Annotated in this window: 14 protein-coding genes; 9 read left to right on the top strand and 5 right to left on the bottom strand. The window is 64.3% G+C overall.

Features of this window, described 5'->3' with window-relative positions; genetic code table 11:
• Nucleotides 1–23 precede the first annotated feature (23 nt).
• The 6 genes from B9Y64_RS17095 to B9Y64_RS22305 all read left to right on the top strand — a co-directional run bounded on the left by B9Y64_RS17095 (nt 24) and on the right by B9Y64_RS22305 (nt 5,139).
• The gene (locus tag B9Y64_RS17095; protein ID WP_014037084.1) at nt 24–893 is read left to right on the top strand and encodes a CheR family methyltransferase; all 870 of its coding nucleotides are present in this window, start codon (nt 24–26) and stop codon (nt 891–893) included.
• Nucleotides 890–1,486, top strand: a complete 597-nt coding sequence (gene cheD, locus B9Y64_RS17090) for a chemoreceptor glutamine deamidase CheD (protein ID WP_014037083.1) — start codon at nt 890–892, stop codon at nt 1,484–1,486. The genes B9Y64_RS17095 and cheD overlap by 4 nt, the downstream gene beginning before the upstream one ends.
• Entirely contained in the window at nt 1,483–2,556 is a 1,074-nt protein-coding gene (locus B9Y64_RS17085; RefSeq protein WP_100441732.1) for a protein-glutamate methylesterase/protein-glutamine glutaminase, read from the top strand. Before cheD ends, B9Y64_RS17085 begins: the two co-directional genes overlap by 4 nt.
• Nucleotides 2,557–2,805: 249 nt before the next feature.
• The gene (locus B9Y64_RS17080) at nt 2,806–3,609 is read left to right on the top strand and encodes an alpha/beta fold hydrolase (protein WP_100441731.1); all 804 of its coding nucleotides are present in this window, start codon (nt 2,806–2,808) and stop codon (nt 3,607–3,609) included.
• A 160-nt stretch (nt 3,610–3,769) separates the two neighbouring features.
• A complete protein-coding gene (locus B9Y64_RS17075) occupies nt 3,770–4,408 on the top strand; it encodes a hypothetical protein (RefSeq protein ID WP_100441730.1) in 639 nt (212 codons plus the stop codon).
• 107 nt (nt 4,409–4,515) lie between these two features.
• The gene (locus B9Y64_RS22305; RefSeq protein WP_238379928.1) at nt 4,516–5,139 is read left to right on the top strand and encodes a hypothetical protein; all 624 of its coding nucleotides are present in this window, start codon (nt 4,516–4,518) and stop codon (nt 5,137–5,139) included.
• A gap of 82 nt (nt 5,140–5,221) precedes the next feature.
• Here B9Y64_RS22305 and B9Y64_RS22015 read toward each other — a convergent pair whose 3' ends face one another.
• Nucleotides 5,222–5,386: a hypothetical protein gene (locus B9Y64_RS22015; protein WP_157804535.1), complete on the bottom strand. Its 165-nt coding sequence runs from the start codon at nt 5,384–5,386 to the stop codon at nt 5,222–5,224.
• Between the two features lie 340 nt (nt 5,387–5,726).
• On the opposite strand from B9Y64_RS22015, the gene B9Y64_RS17065 reads away from it, so the two are divergent.
• Nucleotides 5,727–6,350 carry a hypothetical protein gene (locus B9Y64_RS17065; protein ID WP_100441729.1) on the top strand — a complete coding sequence of 208 codons (624 nt, stop codon included), beginning with the start codon at nt 5,727–5,729 and terminating at the stop codon, nt 6,348–6,350.
• Nucleotides 6,351–6,461: 111 nt separating this feature from the next.
• Complete coding sequence (locus tag B9Y64_RS17060; protein WP_238379927.1) at nt 6,462–7,835, top strand: XVIPCD domain-containing protein; 1,374 nt, start codon at nt 6,462–6,464, stop codon at nt 7,833–7,835.
• A gap of 242 nt (nt 7,836–8,077) precedes the next feature.
• Here B9Y64_RS17060 and acnB read toward each other — a convergent pair whose 3' ends face one another.
• Genes acnB through B9Y64_RS17045 form a run of 3 tightly spaced genes read right to left on the bottom strand, consistent with a single transcriptional unit; the run spans nt 8,078 to nt 11,341 of the window.
• Nucleotides 8,078–10,669, bottom strand: coding sequence for a bifunctional aconitate hydratase 2/2-methylisocitrate dehydratase (acnB, locus tag B9Y64_RS17055; RefSeq protein ID WP_100441727.1), 2,592 nt, complete (start codon nt 10,667–10,669; stop codon nt 8,078–8,080).
• 42 nt (nt 10,670–10,711) lie between these two features.
• Complete coding sequence (locus tag B9Y64_RS17050) at nt 10,712–11,110, bottom strand: type II toxin-antitoxin system VapC family toxin (protein ID WP_008267153.1); 399 nt, start codon at nt 11,108–11,110, stop codon at nt 10,712–10,714.
• 6 nt (nt 11,111–11,116) lie between these two features.
• On the bottom strand, nt 11,117–11,341 hold the full coding sequence (locus tag B9Y64_RS17045) for an AbrB/MazE/SpoVT family DNA-binding domain-containing protein (RefSeq protein WP_005409505.1): 225 nt from the start codon (nt 11,339–11,341) through the stop codon (nt 11,117–11,119).
• A 301-nt stretch (nt 11,342–11,642) separates the two neighbouring features.
• Here B9Y64_RS17045 and acnA point away from each other — a divergent pair, with 301 nt between their 5' ends.
• Entirely contained in the window at nt 11,643–14,396 is a 2,754-nt protein-coding gene (gene acnA, locus B9Y64_RS17040) for an aconitate hydratase AcnA (RefSeq protein WP_100441726.1), read from the top strand.
• 506 nt (nt 14,397–14,902) lie between these two features.
• On the opposite strand, the gene B9Y64_RS17035 is transcribed toward acnA, so the two are convergent.
• A complete protein-coding gene (locus B9Y64_RS17035; protein ID WP_097048057.1) occupies nt 14,903–16,453 on the bottom strand; it encodes a BCCT family transporter in 1,551 nt (516 codons plus the stop codon).
• Nucleotides 16,454–16,484 lie beyond the last annotated feature (31 nt).

Genomic DNA, 16,484 nt, shown 5'->3' with positions numbered 1-16,484 from the left:
GGCTTCGGCCGCCGCCCCCGCCGATGGACACGTCCCCCGTGCAAAGCCCTACTCCCATCGTTACCGGCCCGCGCGAGTTCGAGTTCGCCGACCGTGATTTCCGCCGCGTCTGCGACCTGATCTACCAGCGCGTGGGCATCGCGCTCGCGCCGGCAAAGCGCGACATGGTCTATGGCCGCCTGTCGCGCCGCCTGCGCACGCTGGGCATGCGCAGCTTCCAGCAGTACCTGGACCACCTGGAGCAGGAAGACGGTGACGAGTGGCAGGCGTTCACCAACGCACTCACTACCAACCTGACCTCGTTCTTCCGCGAGCCGCACCACTTCGACAAGCTGCGCGAGGAGCTGCAGCAGCGCTCCAGCCGCACGCCGTTGCTGCTGTGGTCGTGCGCGGCATCCACTGGCGAAGAGCCCTATTCGATGGCGATCACCGCCTGCGAGGCCTTCGGCACCCTGAAGCCACCGGTGCGCATCATCGCCACCGACGTTGATACCCAGGTGCTGGCCACCGCCGGCCGTGGTGTCTACAACATCGATCGCGTCACCAGCCTCGATCCGGACCTGCGCCGCCGCTACTTCCAGCGTGGCAGCGGTCCCAACGAAGGCCAGTGCCGCGTGCTGCCCGCGCTGCGCGAGCTGATCGAGTTCCGCCCATTGAACCTGCTTGCCCCGCGCTACGACGTCGGCGGCCCGTTCGATGCGCTGTTCTGCCGCAACGTGATGATCTACTTCGACAAGCCGACCCAGCGCGCCATCCTCGGCCGGCTGGTGCAGCACCTGGCCGACGACGGCCTGCTCTACACCGGCCACTCGGAAAACTACCTGCACGCCGCCGACCTGATCCAGCCCTGCGGCCGCACCCTGTACCGCCGCGCGGCAAAGGCCGGCGCATGAACGCCTCGCTGCGTACCGACGATGTGATGCGCTACCAGGATGCGCGCTTCCAGACCATCGCGGCCAAGCTGCTGCCGACCCAGTACCTGGTGGTCGATGACACCACCGCGCTGACCACCACGCTGGGCTCCTGCGTGGCCGCCTGCCTGCGCGACCCGGTGCTGAAGATCGGTGGCATGAACCACTTCCTGCTGCCTGAAGGCAATGCCGGCGACGGTGCGCCCGCACGCTACGGCAGCTATGCGATGGAACTGCTGATCAACGACATGCTCAAGCGTGGTGCCCACCGCAAGCGCATCGAAGCCAAGGTGTTCGGTGGCGCCAACGTGCTCAAGGGCTTCACCAGCAATCCGGTCGGCACCCGCAACGCCGAGTTCGTGCGCCAGTACCTGCAGGCCGAGCACATCCCGATCATCGCCGAGGACCTGTGCGGCATCCATCCGCGCAAGATCTGGTTCTTCGCCGATACCGGCCGCGTGGTCGTGCAGCGCCTGCCACATGCGCATGAAGCCGAAGTAGCCGCGACCGAATCGGCGGTGCGTGCACGCCTGTCCAAGGCCCCGGTCACCGGCGGCGTGGAGCTGTTCGAATGACCCTGACCGGCAACGCCCCCTGCCGGGTCCTGATCGTCGACGACTCCGCCGTCGTGCGCCAGATGCTCACCGAGATCCTGTCCAGCGACCCGGCCATCGACGTGGTCGGCACCGCCGCCGATCCGTTGCTGGCACGCGAGAAGATCAAGCGCCTGGCCCCGGACGTGATCACGCTGGACGTGGAAATGCCGCGCATGGACGGGCTGGCGTTCCTGGAAAACCTGATGCGCCTGCACCCGTTGCCGGTGGTGATGATCTCCTCGCTGACCGAGCGCGGCGCCGACACCACCCTGCAGGCGCTGGCATTGGGCGCAGTGGACTTCGTCTCCAAGCCGAAGCTGGACGTGGCGCGTGGCCTGCAGGGCTACGCCGACGAGATCATCGCCAAGGTCAAGATGGCGGCGCGCTCGCGGGTGCGTCCGCTGGTGCGCGCTGCAATGCCGAAGCTCACACTGGACGCAACCCCCTCGATGCGCCCGGCCGCACCGCAGTTCCGCACCACCGACCGGTTGATCGCAATTGGTTCTTCAGCCGGCGGCACCGAAGCGCTGCGCGTGGTGCTGGAAGGCCTGCCGGCCGACGCTCCCGCCGTGGTGATGACCCAGCACCTGCCGGCCAGCTTCAGCAGCGCCTTCGCCGAGCGCCTGGACCGCCACTCGGCGATGGCCGTACGCGAGGCCAGCGACGGTGAAGCGGTGCTGCCCGGCCATGCCTACCTGCCACCCGGCGGCAAGCATCTGCGGATCATCCGCGACGGTGCGCGCTGGCGTTGCCGTGTCGACGATGGCCCGGCAGTGAACCGGCACAAGCCGGCGGTGGACGTGCTGTTCCGCTCGGTGGCACAGAGCGCCGGCGGCAATGCCATCGGCGCCATCCTCACCGGGATGGGCGATGACGGTGCACGTGGCCTGCTGGAAATGCGCCAGGCCGGCGCACCGACCCTGGTCCAGGACGAGGCGACGAGCGTGGTCTGGGGCATGCCCGGTGCCGCGTTCAAGCTGGGCGCGGCCGAGGAACAGGTGCCGCTGGAACGGATTGCCGAACGGCTGTTGGCGTTGGCACGCGGTTGACCCTCGCAGTGTCCGGGTAGCGGTGACGGGGCTGCGTCGCCGCTACCGGCGCCCTGCCGCACTCACTGTCGCAATCGGCGTGGACCGGGTGGGTAACGGCTTCACTACACACGACACGAGCAAACCATTTACGCGCACATTTGGCGTAACTGCCACTTGACCTAACACATCATCCCCGTTGCGATCCCCAGCCATAGACGCGTCCACCGCGCCATCGCAGCTTGAGGCTCCCTTCCCTGGAGCGCTGCCATGTCCCTGCTTCCCTTCCGTGATATCGGAACCGGCTTTCCCGTTGTCCTCGGTGGCAGCTATCTCTGGGACGCCACGATGTGGGCACCGCAGATCGATGCGCTGGGCAAACGCCACCGGCTGATCATTCCCGAGCTGCCCGGCCACGGCAATGATGCCCTGCTGCCGGAAGGCTGCACCACGCCGGCGGATCTGGCACGCGAAACCGGCGCGCTGCTGGATGCCCTGGGCATCGATCAGTACGCACTTGTCGGGCTTTCCGTCGGCGGCATGTGGGCTGCGGAACTGGCCCTGCAACGCCCCGCACAGGTCCGTTCGCTGGTGCTGATGGACACCTTCCTCGGTGCCGAGCCCGATGACTCGCGCGCGCGCTACTTCGCGATGCTCGACCTGATCGAGCACCTCGGCTGCGTCCCTCCCGCCATGGCCGAGCAGATCGTGCCGCTGTTCTTCCGCCCCTCCATCGCCGCTGATGATCCGCTTCGCCTCCAGTTCCAGCAGCGCCTGCTGTCATGGCCACGCGAACGCCTGCTGGCCTCGGTGGTGCCGCTGGGCCGCCTGATCTTCGGCCGCCCGGATCGGCTGGCTGCATTGAAGGACCTGGATGCGGAAACAACGCTGATCATGAGCGGAGAACACGACCTGCCACGCCCGATGACAGAAGCACGGCAGATGGCCGACCTGATCGGATGCCGTCTGCAGGCGGTACCTGATGCCGGACATATCTCGACACTGGAAAACCCTGCCTTCACCAGTGCGCAACTGGATGCATGGCTGCAGCAGTCACTGCTCACAGCCCGCTAGCAGGCGCCTGAAGCCCGGGGGCATCCTCCCGCCTGCAATTGAGACGCCCGCACGTCTGAGACCTTGGAGCGCGGCGGGAACGGGTCCTATAGTCAGATGCCACAGAGCAATGGAACACCGACGCCCCCCGTGCCACCTCAATCAGCGACATGGACCGCTCATGCTGAAATCCCTCCCGCCCGTTGCTCATGTTGCGTTGATCGCTTTGATCACACTGGCCGTTGCAGGCTGCAACAAGGAACGCTCATACCCGGTCTACCGCGAAAATCCCGCGCCCAGGGATGCGCTTCCAATTGTGATCAGGGTCCACGATGCTCCGATGGAGACTCCTACTCCAAAGGTCTTCGTCACGTACGAGATAAACCCACTCTGCCTCCCCCCGATCAACAATTACGAGGGGGTGCAGTACGAACCCAACCAGCACAAGGTTGAGCTTCAAGCACACCGCCTCAGTGCAACTGAGTTCAGCAGTGTGATGTTCAGAGACGGAATGGAAGTCGCCGACTACTACGGGCGCGGTCAGTGCACATGGACACCGGTTCTCATGGAAGCTTCGTTCGCCTTCGTCATTGATGATCGCCCAATCCGCGCGTCCGTCGCAGCACTGTTCACTGAGATTGAGGGCGGGAGAACCTTCACTGCTTACGTAAAGCGCGCATTGCCCCCCATGACCACAGGACAATCGCCAGAGCGGACACCAACCGAGCCTTCGAGTTGGTACGAGAAGATGCCACAAGAAAAACGCAAGGAATACTTCCCAATCGACATCTCCACACTGGCTGAGGAAGTAGTTCCATGAGATCCAGAGAAAGCGCACCGGCATTCTCACGCACAGAGAACCCTGCGCCGTAGCAGCCCTGTACCGGCGCACCCCCGTGCCACCTCAATCAGCGACATGGCCCGCTCATGCTGAAATCCCTCCCGCCCGTTGCTCACGTTGCGTTGATCGCTTTGATCACACTGGCCGTTGCAGGCTGCAACAAGGAACGCTCATACCCGGTCTACCGCGAAAATCCCGCGCCCAGGGATGCGCTGCCGATTGCGATCAGGGTCCACGATGCTCCGGTGGACACTCCTACTCCAAAGGTCTTCGTCACATACGAGATAAACCCACTCTGCCTCCCCCCGATCAACAATTACGAGGGGGTGCAGTACGCTCCGCAGCAGCAGTCAGTTGAGTTCCCCGTAAAGCGCATCAGCGACAACGAGTTCACCAGCACAGTGTTTAAAGATGGGATGGAAGTTGCTGACTACTATGGCCGCGGACCATGCACTTGGACACCAAGCCTTGTCAAAACGTCTTTAACCTTTGTGCTGGAAGAACGCAGGATCAACGCTGCAGCCTCCGCTCAATTTCAAAAGATCGAAGATGATGGAGGCTCTACTACATACGTAGAGAGGGCATTAAAACCTCTGATCCCCGGACAGACACCTGAACGAGCATGGACGCTGTCCAAGACGATGTTCGATAAGCGCCCACTCGCAGATCACCCAAAGTACTTCCGGATAGAGATCTCTTCAATGGACTGAAGGTCACAGGATATGAATCCTGGAATAAGCGCAACACTCGCAGACGCAGCTTATGCTCAGCCCCCTCCGAAACAGGCATTCGTCACAATTGACGTGACGAGATATAAAGTAATTGGATCTTGATAATTCCGTATCCGGATATCAAGGCATCGTCCACCTCAACACAAAGACCAACGAAGTCATCGTCGCGCATCACGGAACGGAGTTCGAGCGTCAGCCCCTTTTGCATGGCTGCATCAATCCGCATGATGCAGGGAACCAGCCCACCATCGCGGCAGGCGTCGGCATCCTCCCGCCTGCAATTGAGACGCCCGCACGTCTGAGACCTTGGAGCACGACGGGAACGGGTCGTATAGTCAGATGCCACAGAGCAATGGAACGCCGATGAACGTGACCGCGCAAGGCTCCACACCACGGGTACACAAGGATGGAAACCCTGGGAGCGACGAGCATCCAATGCGCAGCCTGTCGCATCTGCCACGGAATGCCCTTCATGGCGCCGTCGTCCGCGCGGGCACCCCCGGTCCCGCTAGCAGCCCCGTACGGGCGCACCCCCGTGCCACCTCAATCAGCGACATGGACCGCTCATGCTGAAATCCCTCCCGCCCGTTGCGCATGTCGCGTTGATCGCTTTGATCACACTGGCCGTTGCAGGCTGCAACAAAGAACGCTCATACCCGGCCTACCGCGAAAATCCCGCACCCAAAGATGCGCTGCCAATTGTGATTCGGGTCCACGATGCACCCGTGGACGTCCCAGTTCCCACGATCACCGTCTTGTACGAGATTGACTCGCTTTGCCTCCCTCCGATCAACAACTACGAGGGCGTGCATTACGAACCTAAATGGCATTCTGTTCAATTGCAGGTAGAGCGCATCAGCCCAACCGAGTTCACCACCACGGCGTTCAAAGATGGGATGGCGGTCGCTGACTATTACGGGCGCGGCCCATGCAATTGGATACCCAACACTCTGGAAGCTTCATTTCCATTGACTATTGATGGCCGTTCAATCCACGCGACAGTCGGTGCTTCTTTCCAAGAAATTAAAGAAGAGGGAGGCTCGACCACTTACATAAAAAAGGCGTTAAAGCCTTTAATTTCCGGACAGATTCCTGAGCAAGCTGGCACCCAGTCCCAGACTATGTTCGATAAACTCCCACCAGCAGATCGCCCAAAGTACTTCCGGATAGAAATCTCTTCAATGGACTGAAGGCCACAGGCTATGAATCCTAGAACCAGCGCAACACTCGCAGACGCAGCTTATGCTGAGCCTCCTCCGAAACAGAAATTGGTCACAATTGACGGGACGAGATATAGAGTATTGGATCTTGAGGATTCCATATCCGGATATCAAGGCATCGTCTACCTCAACACAAAGACCAACGAAGTCATCGTTGCGCATCGCGGAACGGAGTTCGACCGCCAGCCTTTGATTGACGGCGGCATCGACGCTGCAATGGTCACCGCCAGAGTCAATGCACAACTCGGCGATGCCCTTGCCCTGACCAAGCGGGCCGTCAAGCTGGCTGAAGAGAATGGGTACGGCCCAGTACACATCACCGGTCACTCCCTGGGCGGCGCGCTCGCACAGATCACTGCGCATCACTACAACCTCCCCGGTGATGCATTCAATCCCTACGGCGCTGCCGGGCTGGCGTATCGTCTTCCTGAAGGCCAGCCGGCCAATGCGGCACCCTTCACCAACCATGTGATGGCAGGCGACCTGGTCAGTGCGGGCGGCCCTCACTACGGCAGGATCGAGATGTATGCGCTCCCCAGGGAACTGGAGGTCCTGCGCAACGCCGAGCAGGGCCAGCGCATCGCCTCACTCGTAACGCCCGGAATGAAAAGTGGCCACGTCATGTCCGCCGCGGTGGCGGTCCAGCTGGGTGACTCCCATCGAATGGTTCATTTCCTTGATCGCATGACCGACAAGGGTCCGGTGCAGTCTGTACTGGACGACCTCAATGCCCGGGTCACGGATCCTGAAGACCTGCGCCGGATCGCCGACTACCGCGGTGATGTGCATCAGCTGCGCGCAGCGGCGACCGTGCTTGTCGGCGGCGGCCCTGGACTGCTGCGTGACGGGGTCAGTTACCTTCGCGGCACCATGGAAGCGGGTGCATACGCCCGCAACGAGGCTGAAGCGCAGCAGCGGGCCCAGCATGCGCTCAAGCCCGGCGGGCAGCTGGTCCAGGATGCAACCGACAAGGGCTCGCCCTCTCTGCGCAATCCAGGCTTCTCTCCCAGCAGCCCGTTGCGGGAGAGCATCGAATCAACCCTGGACAAGGCAGGCCTGGATCCCAGGAAGGAAGGCCACCCGGACCATGCGCTCTACCGGCAGATTCGCGACGGTGTATCCGCCGTGGATGCCAGGCACGGGCGCAGCTTCGACGAAACCAGTGAACGGATGACGGCCAGCCTGCTTGCAACGGCCAAGGGCAGCGGCCTGGAGCGCGTCGATCATGTTGTCCTGGGCAATCCACCCAGCGATGGCTCGGGGGCCCGCATGTTCCTTGTGCAGGGAGCGCTCGACAATCCGGCACACCTGCGGGCATCGATTGCGGTCAGCGAGGCCGTCAACACACCCGTAGAGCAGTCGCTCGCCAAGGCCGAACAACTGTCGCAGGCACAGCAGGTCGCCCAGCAGGACCACGCCCAGGAGCAGACGCGAACCGCGATGCGCATGGGCTAGGCCACCGCGATCGCCCGGCCCTGCTCGTGGCGCCATGGGCCATCATCACTGCGGCCAGCACCTCCACACTGCCGGTCCGGCACCGCCAGCAGGTGCCACTCCCCGGCCATCGATCCCGCGACATTCGTGGACTGCCCCGGACGAAGTGGCAGGTCCAGCCCGGCACATACAGAAAAACCCCCGGCTTTCACCGGGGGTTTTCTGTTCCAACGGGCTGCCGGCCAGCGGCCGGCACTACCGCATCAGGCAGCGACCGTCTTGGCCACGTCCTGGTATTCCTCGATCTGGTCGAAGTTCATGTAGCGGTAGATCTCCGCGCCATTGGCATTGATCACGCCGATGTCCGCCATGTACTCCTCCTTGGTCGGGATGCGGCCCAGGCGCGAGCAGATCGCCGCCAGTTCCGCCGAACCCAGGTACACGTTGGTGTTGCGGCCCAGGCGGTTCGGGAAGTTGCGGGTCGAGGTCGACATCGCGGTGGAGCCTTCGCGGATCTGCGCCTGGTTGCCCATGCACAGCGAGCAGCCCGGCATTTCCATGCGCGCGCCGGTGGCGCCGAAGGTGCCGTACACGCCTTCCTTGGTCAGCTCGGAGGCATCCATCTTGGTCGGCGGGGCCACCCACAGGCGGGTCGGCAGGTCACGCTTGCCTTCCAGCAGCTTGGCAGCGGCGCGGAAGTGACCGATGTTGGTCATGCACGAACCGATGAACACTTCGTCGATCTTGGCGCCGGCCACTTCGGACAGGGTCTTCACGTCGTCCGGATCGTTCGGGCAGGCCACGATCGGCTCGTGGATGTCGGCCAGGTCGATCTCGATGACGGCGGCGTACTCGGCGTCGGCATCCGGCTCCAGCAGCTCCGGGTTGGCCAGCCACGCTTCCATCTTCTCGATACGGCGCTGCAGCGAACGCGGATCCTGGTAGCCTTCGGCAATCATCCACTTCAGCAGCGTGATGTTGCTGTTGAGGTACTCGATGATCGGCTCCTTGTTCAGGCGCACCGAGCAACCGGCCGCCGAACGCTCGGCCGAGGCGTCGGACAGTTCGAACGCCTGCTCGACCTTCAGCTCCGGCAGGCCTTCGATTTCCAGGATGCGGCCGGAGAAGATGTTCTTCTTGCCAGCCTTGGCCACGGTCAGCAGGCCCGACTTGATCGCGTACAGCGGAATCGCGTTGACCAGGTCACGCAGGGTCACGCCCGGCTGCATCTTGCCCTTGAAGCGCACCAGCACCGACTCCGGCATGTCCAGCGGCATCACGCCGGTGGCAGCAGCGAAGGCGACCAGGCCCGAACCGGCCGGGAACGAAATGCCCACCGGGAAGCGGGTGTGCGAGTCACCACCGGTACCCACGGTGTCCGGCAGCAGCATGCGGTTGAGCCAGCTGTGGATCACGCCGTCGCCCGGGCGCAGCGAAACGCCGCCACGGGTGGAGATGAACTCCGGCAGGGTGTGGTGGGTCTTCACGTCCACCGGCTTCGGGTAAGCGGCGGTGTGGCAGAACGACTGCATCACCAGGTCGGCCGAGAAGCCCAGGCAGGCCAGGTCCTTCAGCTCGTCACGGGTCATCGGGCCGGTGGTGTCCTGCGAGCCGACCGAGGTCATCTTCGGTTCGCAGTAGGTACCCGGGCGCATGCCCTGCCCTTCGGCCAGGCCACAGGCGCGGCCGACCATCTTCTGGGCCAGCGAGAAGCCCTTGCCCGTGTCGACCGGCTGCACCGGCAGGCGGAACAGGTCGGTCGGGGCCAGGCCCAGCGCTTCGCGCGCCTTGCCGGTCAGGCCACGGCCGATGATCAGCGGAATGCGGCCACCGGCACGCACTTCGTCGAACAGCACTTCGGACTTGACCTGGAACTCGGCGATCACTTCACCGTTCTTCAGCGCCTTGCCTTCGTACGGACGCAGCTCGACCACATCGCCGTGCTCCATCTTCGACACGTCCAGCTCGATCGGCAGTGCGCCGGCATCTTCCATGGTGTTGTAGAAGATCGGGGCGATCTTCGAACCCAGGCAGACGCCGCCGGCACGCTTGTTCGGGATGAACGGAATGTCATCGCCGGTCCACCACAGCACGCTGTTGGTAGCCGACTTGCGCGAGGAACCGGTGCCGACCACGTCGCCGACGTAGGCAACCAGGTGACCCTTGTCCTTGAGCGAGAGGATCTGCTGGATCGGGCCGCGCTTGCCGTCTTCTTCCGGGGTGAACGGCGCATCGTCGCGCTTGTTCTTCAGCATCGCCAGGGCGTGCATCGGAATGTCCGGGCGGGTGGTCGCGTCCGGCGCCGGCGACAGGTCGTCGGTGTTGGTCTCGCCCGGCACCTTGAACACGGTGACGGTCAGGCTCTGCGGCACTTCCGGGTTGCTGGTGAACCACTCGGCATCGGCCCAGCTCTGCAGCACAGCCTGGGCGTTGGCATTGCCGGCCTTGGCCTTCTCCTGCACATCATGGAACGCATCGAACACCAGCAGGGTCTTCTTCAGGCCATTGGCGGCGATGGTGCCCACGCTGGCGTCGTCCAGCAGCTGCACCAGCGGAGCGACGTTGTAGCCGCCGAGCATGGTGCCCAGCAGTTCGGTGGCGCGCTCACGGCTGATCAGCGGGTTCTGCTCGCTGCCCAGGGCGATCGCCGCCAGGTACGAGGCCTTGACCTTGGCCGCGTCATCGACGCCGGCCGGCACGCGGTGGGTCAGCAGGTCGAGCAGGAACTCGGCCTCGCCCTGCGGCGGGTTCTTCAGCAGTTCGATGACATCGGCCGTCTGCTGCGCGCTCAGCGGCAGCGGCGGGATGCCAAGCGCAGCGCGCTCGGCGACGTGGTGGCGGTAGGCTTCCAACATGACAACTCCCGGGTAATGCGATTTAAGGGTGTTTGGGTGGGCTCAGGCTTGCGGCACGATCAGCTTCAGGCCCTTGAAGTAGTCGCGGTAAAACGTATCGTTCCAGGTGATCAGGCCATCGCACTGCAGCAGTGCGTGGGCGCCGACCATGAATTCGTCCAGGCTGCGGCGGCTGCCGCTGCGCTGGCGGTGGCGGCGATGCATCTCGCCGGCACGTAGTGCCGACTTGGCTTCCATCGGGTTGAAATGCACGCCCATTTCTTCCAGCGCTTCCAGCACCTCGGCGCCGCCGCGCAGCGATGCGCAGACCTCGGCCAGGGTCGCGCCGCAGACCACCACGCGGCCACCGACCAGGCTCTGGCGGAGGATGGCCTCGACGGCATCGGCCTGCGGACCATTGCTGAGCAGCTCGACCAGCACCGGCGAATCAACGGCGATCATCACGGCTTATTCCTCGTCACGCACCGCGCGTACCGCTGCGTCGGAGGATTCGAAGCCGTCCAGCGCGAACTTGCCGCGCGCCCGTGAAATGGCATCGTCAACACTCTTGCGCAGGATGATGCGGCTGCCGTCCAGCTCGACCTTCAGCAGCGTGCCCTTGGTCAGGCCGAGGGCATCACGCACCGCCTTGGGCAGGGTGATCTGTCCGCGTTCTGCAACAGTGGCTTCCATCGGTAGGCCCTCCAGAGTATGCACAAATTATACATACTTCCCCGGGCATACTTCCACCCTGAACAGGACCGGCGCGCTTCCGGCCCTTGCCCCGCAAAGGATCGGCCACACACGTGACATACGCCATACACCCTCCCCTGTAGTCTGGAACCGATGCCGCAGGCCGGACCCGGCCCGGGTGAATCCATTCAGTTTCGGGTTCATACTGGAGCAACCGGGGCCGCAAGGCCCGCGGCGACCGCAAGCAGGTCCGCCCATGCGCGGGCCACTGCAAGCCATCCGCAAGAAGGAGTTACCCCGCATGAGCGATTCGTTCTCCACCCGCAGCCAGCTGAACGTCGGCGGCAAGACCTACGACTACTTCAGCCTGCCCACGCTGGGCCAGCGCTTCGATATCTCCCACCTGCCCTACTCGATGAAGATCCTGCTGGAGAACCTGCTCCGGCACGAGGACGGCGGCATCACCGTCGGCAAGGACCACATCGAAGCCGTGGCCCGCTGGAACCCGGCCGCCGAGCCGGACACCGAGATCGCCTTCATGCCGGCGCGCGTGGTCCTGCAGGATTTCACCGGCGTGCCCTGCGTGGTCGACCTGGCCGCGATGCGCGATGCGGTGGTCAAGCTCGGCGGTTCGCCTGAGCAGATCAACCCGCAGATCCCCTCCGAACTGGTCATCGACCACTCGGTGCAGGTCGATGTGTTCGGCAAGCCCGACGCGCTGGACCTCAATGGCAAGATCGAGTTCCAGCGCAACCAGGAACGCTACGGCTTCCTGCGCTGGGGCCAGAAGGCCTTCGACAACTTCAAGGTGGTGCCGCCGAACACCGGCATCGTCCACCAGGTGAACCTGGAGAACCTGGCCCGCGTGGTGATGACCACGGACAAGGACGGCAAGGCCATTGCCTACCCCGATACCGTGTTCGGTACCGACAGCCATACCACCATGATCAACGGCATCGGCGTGCTCGGCTGGGGCGTGGGCGGCATCGAAGCCGAGGCCGCCATGCTCGGCCAACCGTCGTCGATGCTGATCCCGCAGGTGGTCGGCTTCAAGCTGACCGGCAAGCTGCCCGAGGGCGCCACCGCCACCGACCTGGTGCTCACCGTCACCCAGATGCTGCGCAAGCTGGGCGTCGTCGGCAAGTTCGTCGAGTTCTACGGTGACGGCCTGCAGCACCTGCCGCTGGCCGACCGCGCCACCATCGGCAACATGGCCCCGGAATACGGCGCCACCTGCGGCATCTTCCCGATCGACGCCGAATCGCTGAACTACCTGCGCCTGTCCGGCCGCAGCGAGGAACAGATCAACCTGGTCGAGGCCTATGCCAAGGCGCAGGGCCTGTGGCACGAACCGGGCAGCCCGCACGCCCAGTACAGCACCACGCTGGAACTGGACATGGGTACGGTGAAGCCGTCGCTGGCCGGCCCGAAGCGCCCGCAGGACCGCGTGCTGCTGGAAGACGTGCAGAAGAACTACCGTGAAGCGCTGGTTGGCATGACCGCCAACCGTGACAAGCGCAGCGACGACGTCTCCTCGTTCGTCAACGAGGGCGGCGGCGCGGCGGTCGGCAACGAGCAGCTGGCCAAGGGCTACGCCGATATCGAGATCGAGAACCGCAAGGTGCGGCTGAAGGACGGCGCCGTGGTCATCGCCGCCATCACCTCGTGCACCAACACCTCCAACCCGGCGGTGATGATCGGCGCCGGCCTGCTGGCCCGCAACGCGGCCGCCAAAGGCCTGAACCGCCAGCCGTGGGTGAAGACCTCGCTCGGGCCGGGTTCGCGCGTGGTCACCGATTACCTGGAAAAGGCAGGCGTGCTGAAGGAGCTGGAGAAGATCGGCTTCTACGTGGTCGGTTACGGCTGCACCACCTGCATCGGCAACTCCGGCCCGCTGCCGACCGAAGTCAGCGCCGGCATCGCCACCGGCGACCTGGTGGTCACCTCGGTGCTGTCGGGCAACCGCAACTTCGAGGGCCGCGTGCACCCCGAAGTGAAGATGAACTACCTGGCCAGCCCACCACTGGTGGTGGCCTACGCCATCGCCGGCACCACCGACATCGACCTGACCACCCAGCCGCTGGGTACCGGCAGCGATGGCCAGCCGGTGTTCCTGCGCGACATCTGGCCGAGCAACAAGGAAATCGGCGACGTCATCGCCGCCACCATCGGCCCGGAGATGTTCAAGCAGAACTACGCCGACGTGTTCAAGGGTGACACCCGCTGGAACACCATCGCCTCGCCGGACGGCAACCTGTACGAGTGGAGCGATGCCTCCACCTACATCAAGAACCCGCCGTATTTCGATGGCATGACCATGCAGACCGGCAGCATCGACGACGTGCACGGCGCGCGCGTGATGGGCCTGTTCGGCGACTCGATCACCACCGACCACATCTCCCCGGCCGGCAACATCAAGAAGGACTCGCCGGCAGGCCGCTTCCTGCAGGAACGCGGCGTGCAGCCGGCCGACTTCAACAGCTACGGCAGCCGCCGCGGCAACGATGACGTGATGGTCCGCGGCACCTTCGCCAACATCCGCATCAAGAACCTGATGTTCGGTGGCGAGGAAGGCGGCAACACCCTGTACTACCCGGCCGGCGGTGGCCAGCCGGAAAAGCTGGCGATCTACGATGCCGCCATGAAGTACAAGGCCGACAAGGTGCCGCTGGTGGTGCTGGCCGGCAAGGAATACGGTACCGGCTCGTCGCGTGACTGGGCCGCCAAGGGCACCCTGCTGCTGGGGGTGAAGGCAGTCATCGCCGAAAGCTTCGAGCGCATCCACCGCTCCAACCTGGTCGGCATGGGCGTGCTGCCGCTGCAGTTCCGCAACGGCGAGAACGCGCAGAGCCTGGGCCTGGACGGCTCGGAAACGATCGACATCACCGGCCTGCAGGACGGTGCCAGCAAGCGCGCCACGGTCACCGCGACCAGGGCCGATGGCACGAAGAAGACCTTTGAGGTCTCGGTGATGCTGCTGACCCCGAAGGAAGTCGAGTACTTCCGCCACGGTGGCCTGCTGCAGTACGTGCTGCGCCAGCTGGCCAGCAAGTAATGCATCACCTGTAGAGCCGAGCCTGCGCTCGGCTCTACGGGCTGCGATGTTTCCTGTAGAGCCGAGCCTGCGCTCGGCTCATGCCGGCCATCCAGCGAACAGCAGCCGAGCATGGGCTCGGCTCTACGGGCTGCGATGTTTCCTGTAGAGCCGAGCCTACGCTCGGCTCATGCCGGCCATCCCGCGAACAGCAGCCGAGCATGGGCTCGGCTCTACAGATTGCATTGTTTCCTGTAGAGCCGAGCCTACGCTCGGCTCATGCCGGCCATCCCGCGAACAGCAGCCGAGCATGGGCTCGGCTCTACGGGCTGCGATGTTTCCTGTAGGGCCGAGCCTACGCTCGGCTCGTGCCGGCCATCCCGCGAACAGCAGCCGAGCATGGGCTCGGCTCTACAAGAAGAAGGGCCGGATCCTCGCGGATCCGGCCCTTTCTGCTTCATCGCAGCCAGGCATGGCCTGGCTCTACTGCATCAACGGCGGCATCGGGATGGCCACCGGATGCCCGCTCACCGCCGCGGCGCGTCCGGGTCGGTGCGCAGCGCTTTCAACAGGCCCCACATGTAGAACGCCAGGGTGAACGAGAACGGCAGGCCACACAGCACCACCGCCGTCTGCATCGCGCTGAAGTTGCCGGCCAGCAGCAGGCCGACGCTGGCCACGGTGATGCCCGCTGCCCAGAACACGCGCAGCCAGATCGGCGCGTCATGGCCATCTTCCACGCCATCGTCCACGCGACGGGTGCACAGGTTGGCGATCATCAGCGTGCCCGAATCGACCGGGGTCAGGAACAGCACGAAGCCGATCACCACGGCGGCACCGGCCACGTACGGCGCGGCGGGCAGGTATTCGAGCAGCTTGAACAGCGTCATCGCCGCATCATGCTGGGCCACGTCACCCAGGATCGCCTGGCCGTGGTTGAGCACCAGGTCGATGGCGGTGTTGCCGAAGATCGACAGCCAGGCCAGGGTGAAGCCGAGCGGGATCAGCAACACGCCCATGATCACTTCGCGGATGGTGCGGCCACGCGAGATGCGCGCCACGAAAAGACCGACGAACGGCGCCCAGGCGATCCACCACGCCCAGTAGAACAGCGTCCACGACCCCATCCACTCACGGCCCTTCGGGTCGTTGAGGTACATGTCGAAGCTCTTGCGCACGAACGCGCCGAGGTAATCGCCGGTGTTCTGGATCAGGCCATCGAACAGGTGCAGGGTCGGGCCGGTGACCAGCACGAACAGCAGCAGGCCGCACAGCAGGCGCACGTTGAGGTTGGACAACCAGGCAATGCCCTTCTCCACACCGGCCACCACACCGATGGTGGCCACCACCATCATCACCAGCACGATCGCCACCAGCACCTGCGGCGTATCCGGGATGTGGAACAGGTAGACCAGGCCGGACTGCACCACCAGCGCGCCGATGCCGAGGTTGGTCACCATCGAGATCAGCGTGGCCAGGATGCCGAAGCCGTCCACCATGTCGCCGATGCGGCCGTGGATGCGCTCACCGAAGATCGGGTACAGCGCCGAGCGCAGCGCCAGCGGCAGGTCGCGGCGGTAGGCGAAGTAGCCCAGCGCCACGCCGACCAGCGCGTACAGCGCCCAGCCGTGCAGGCCCCAGTGCAGGAAGGTCAGCACCATCGCTTCGCGGCCGGCGGCCACGGTGCCGCCGGGCTGCCCGGGCGGATGCAGGAAATGGTCCAGCGGCTCGTAGGCGCCGTAGTACAGCAGCGCGATGCCGATGCCGGCCGAGAACAGCATCGAGACCCAGGCGACGTAGCCGAAGGCCGGTGACTCCTCGTTGTGGCCCAGGCGGATACGGCCGTACGGCGAGAACGCCAGCCACAGCACGAAACCCAGGCACAGCACGATCAGCAGCATGTACCACCAGCCGAACGCGGCCGACACTTCGGCCTGCGCCCATTGCAGCCAGTGCTCGCTGCCTTCGGGATAGAGAACGGTGAGCAGCCCGAGGATGCCGATCGACACCGAGGAGCTGAAGAAGACAAAACGGTTCAAGCGCAGGGGCGAACGCTTGGGATGAGCCAGGGAAGACATGGGGTCGTCTCATCAAGTCCGAGGGAGCACA

Source organism: Stenotrophomonas maltophilia, from assembly GCF_002799245.1.
Taxonomy (GTDB): Bacteria; Pseudomonadota; Gammaproteobacteria; order Xanthomonadales; family Xanthomonadaceae; genus Stenotrophomonas; species Stenotrophomonas maltophilia_S.
Note: the sequence above shows the minus strand (reverse complement) of the source record. Positions and strands in the feature narration are given on the sequence as shown.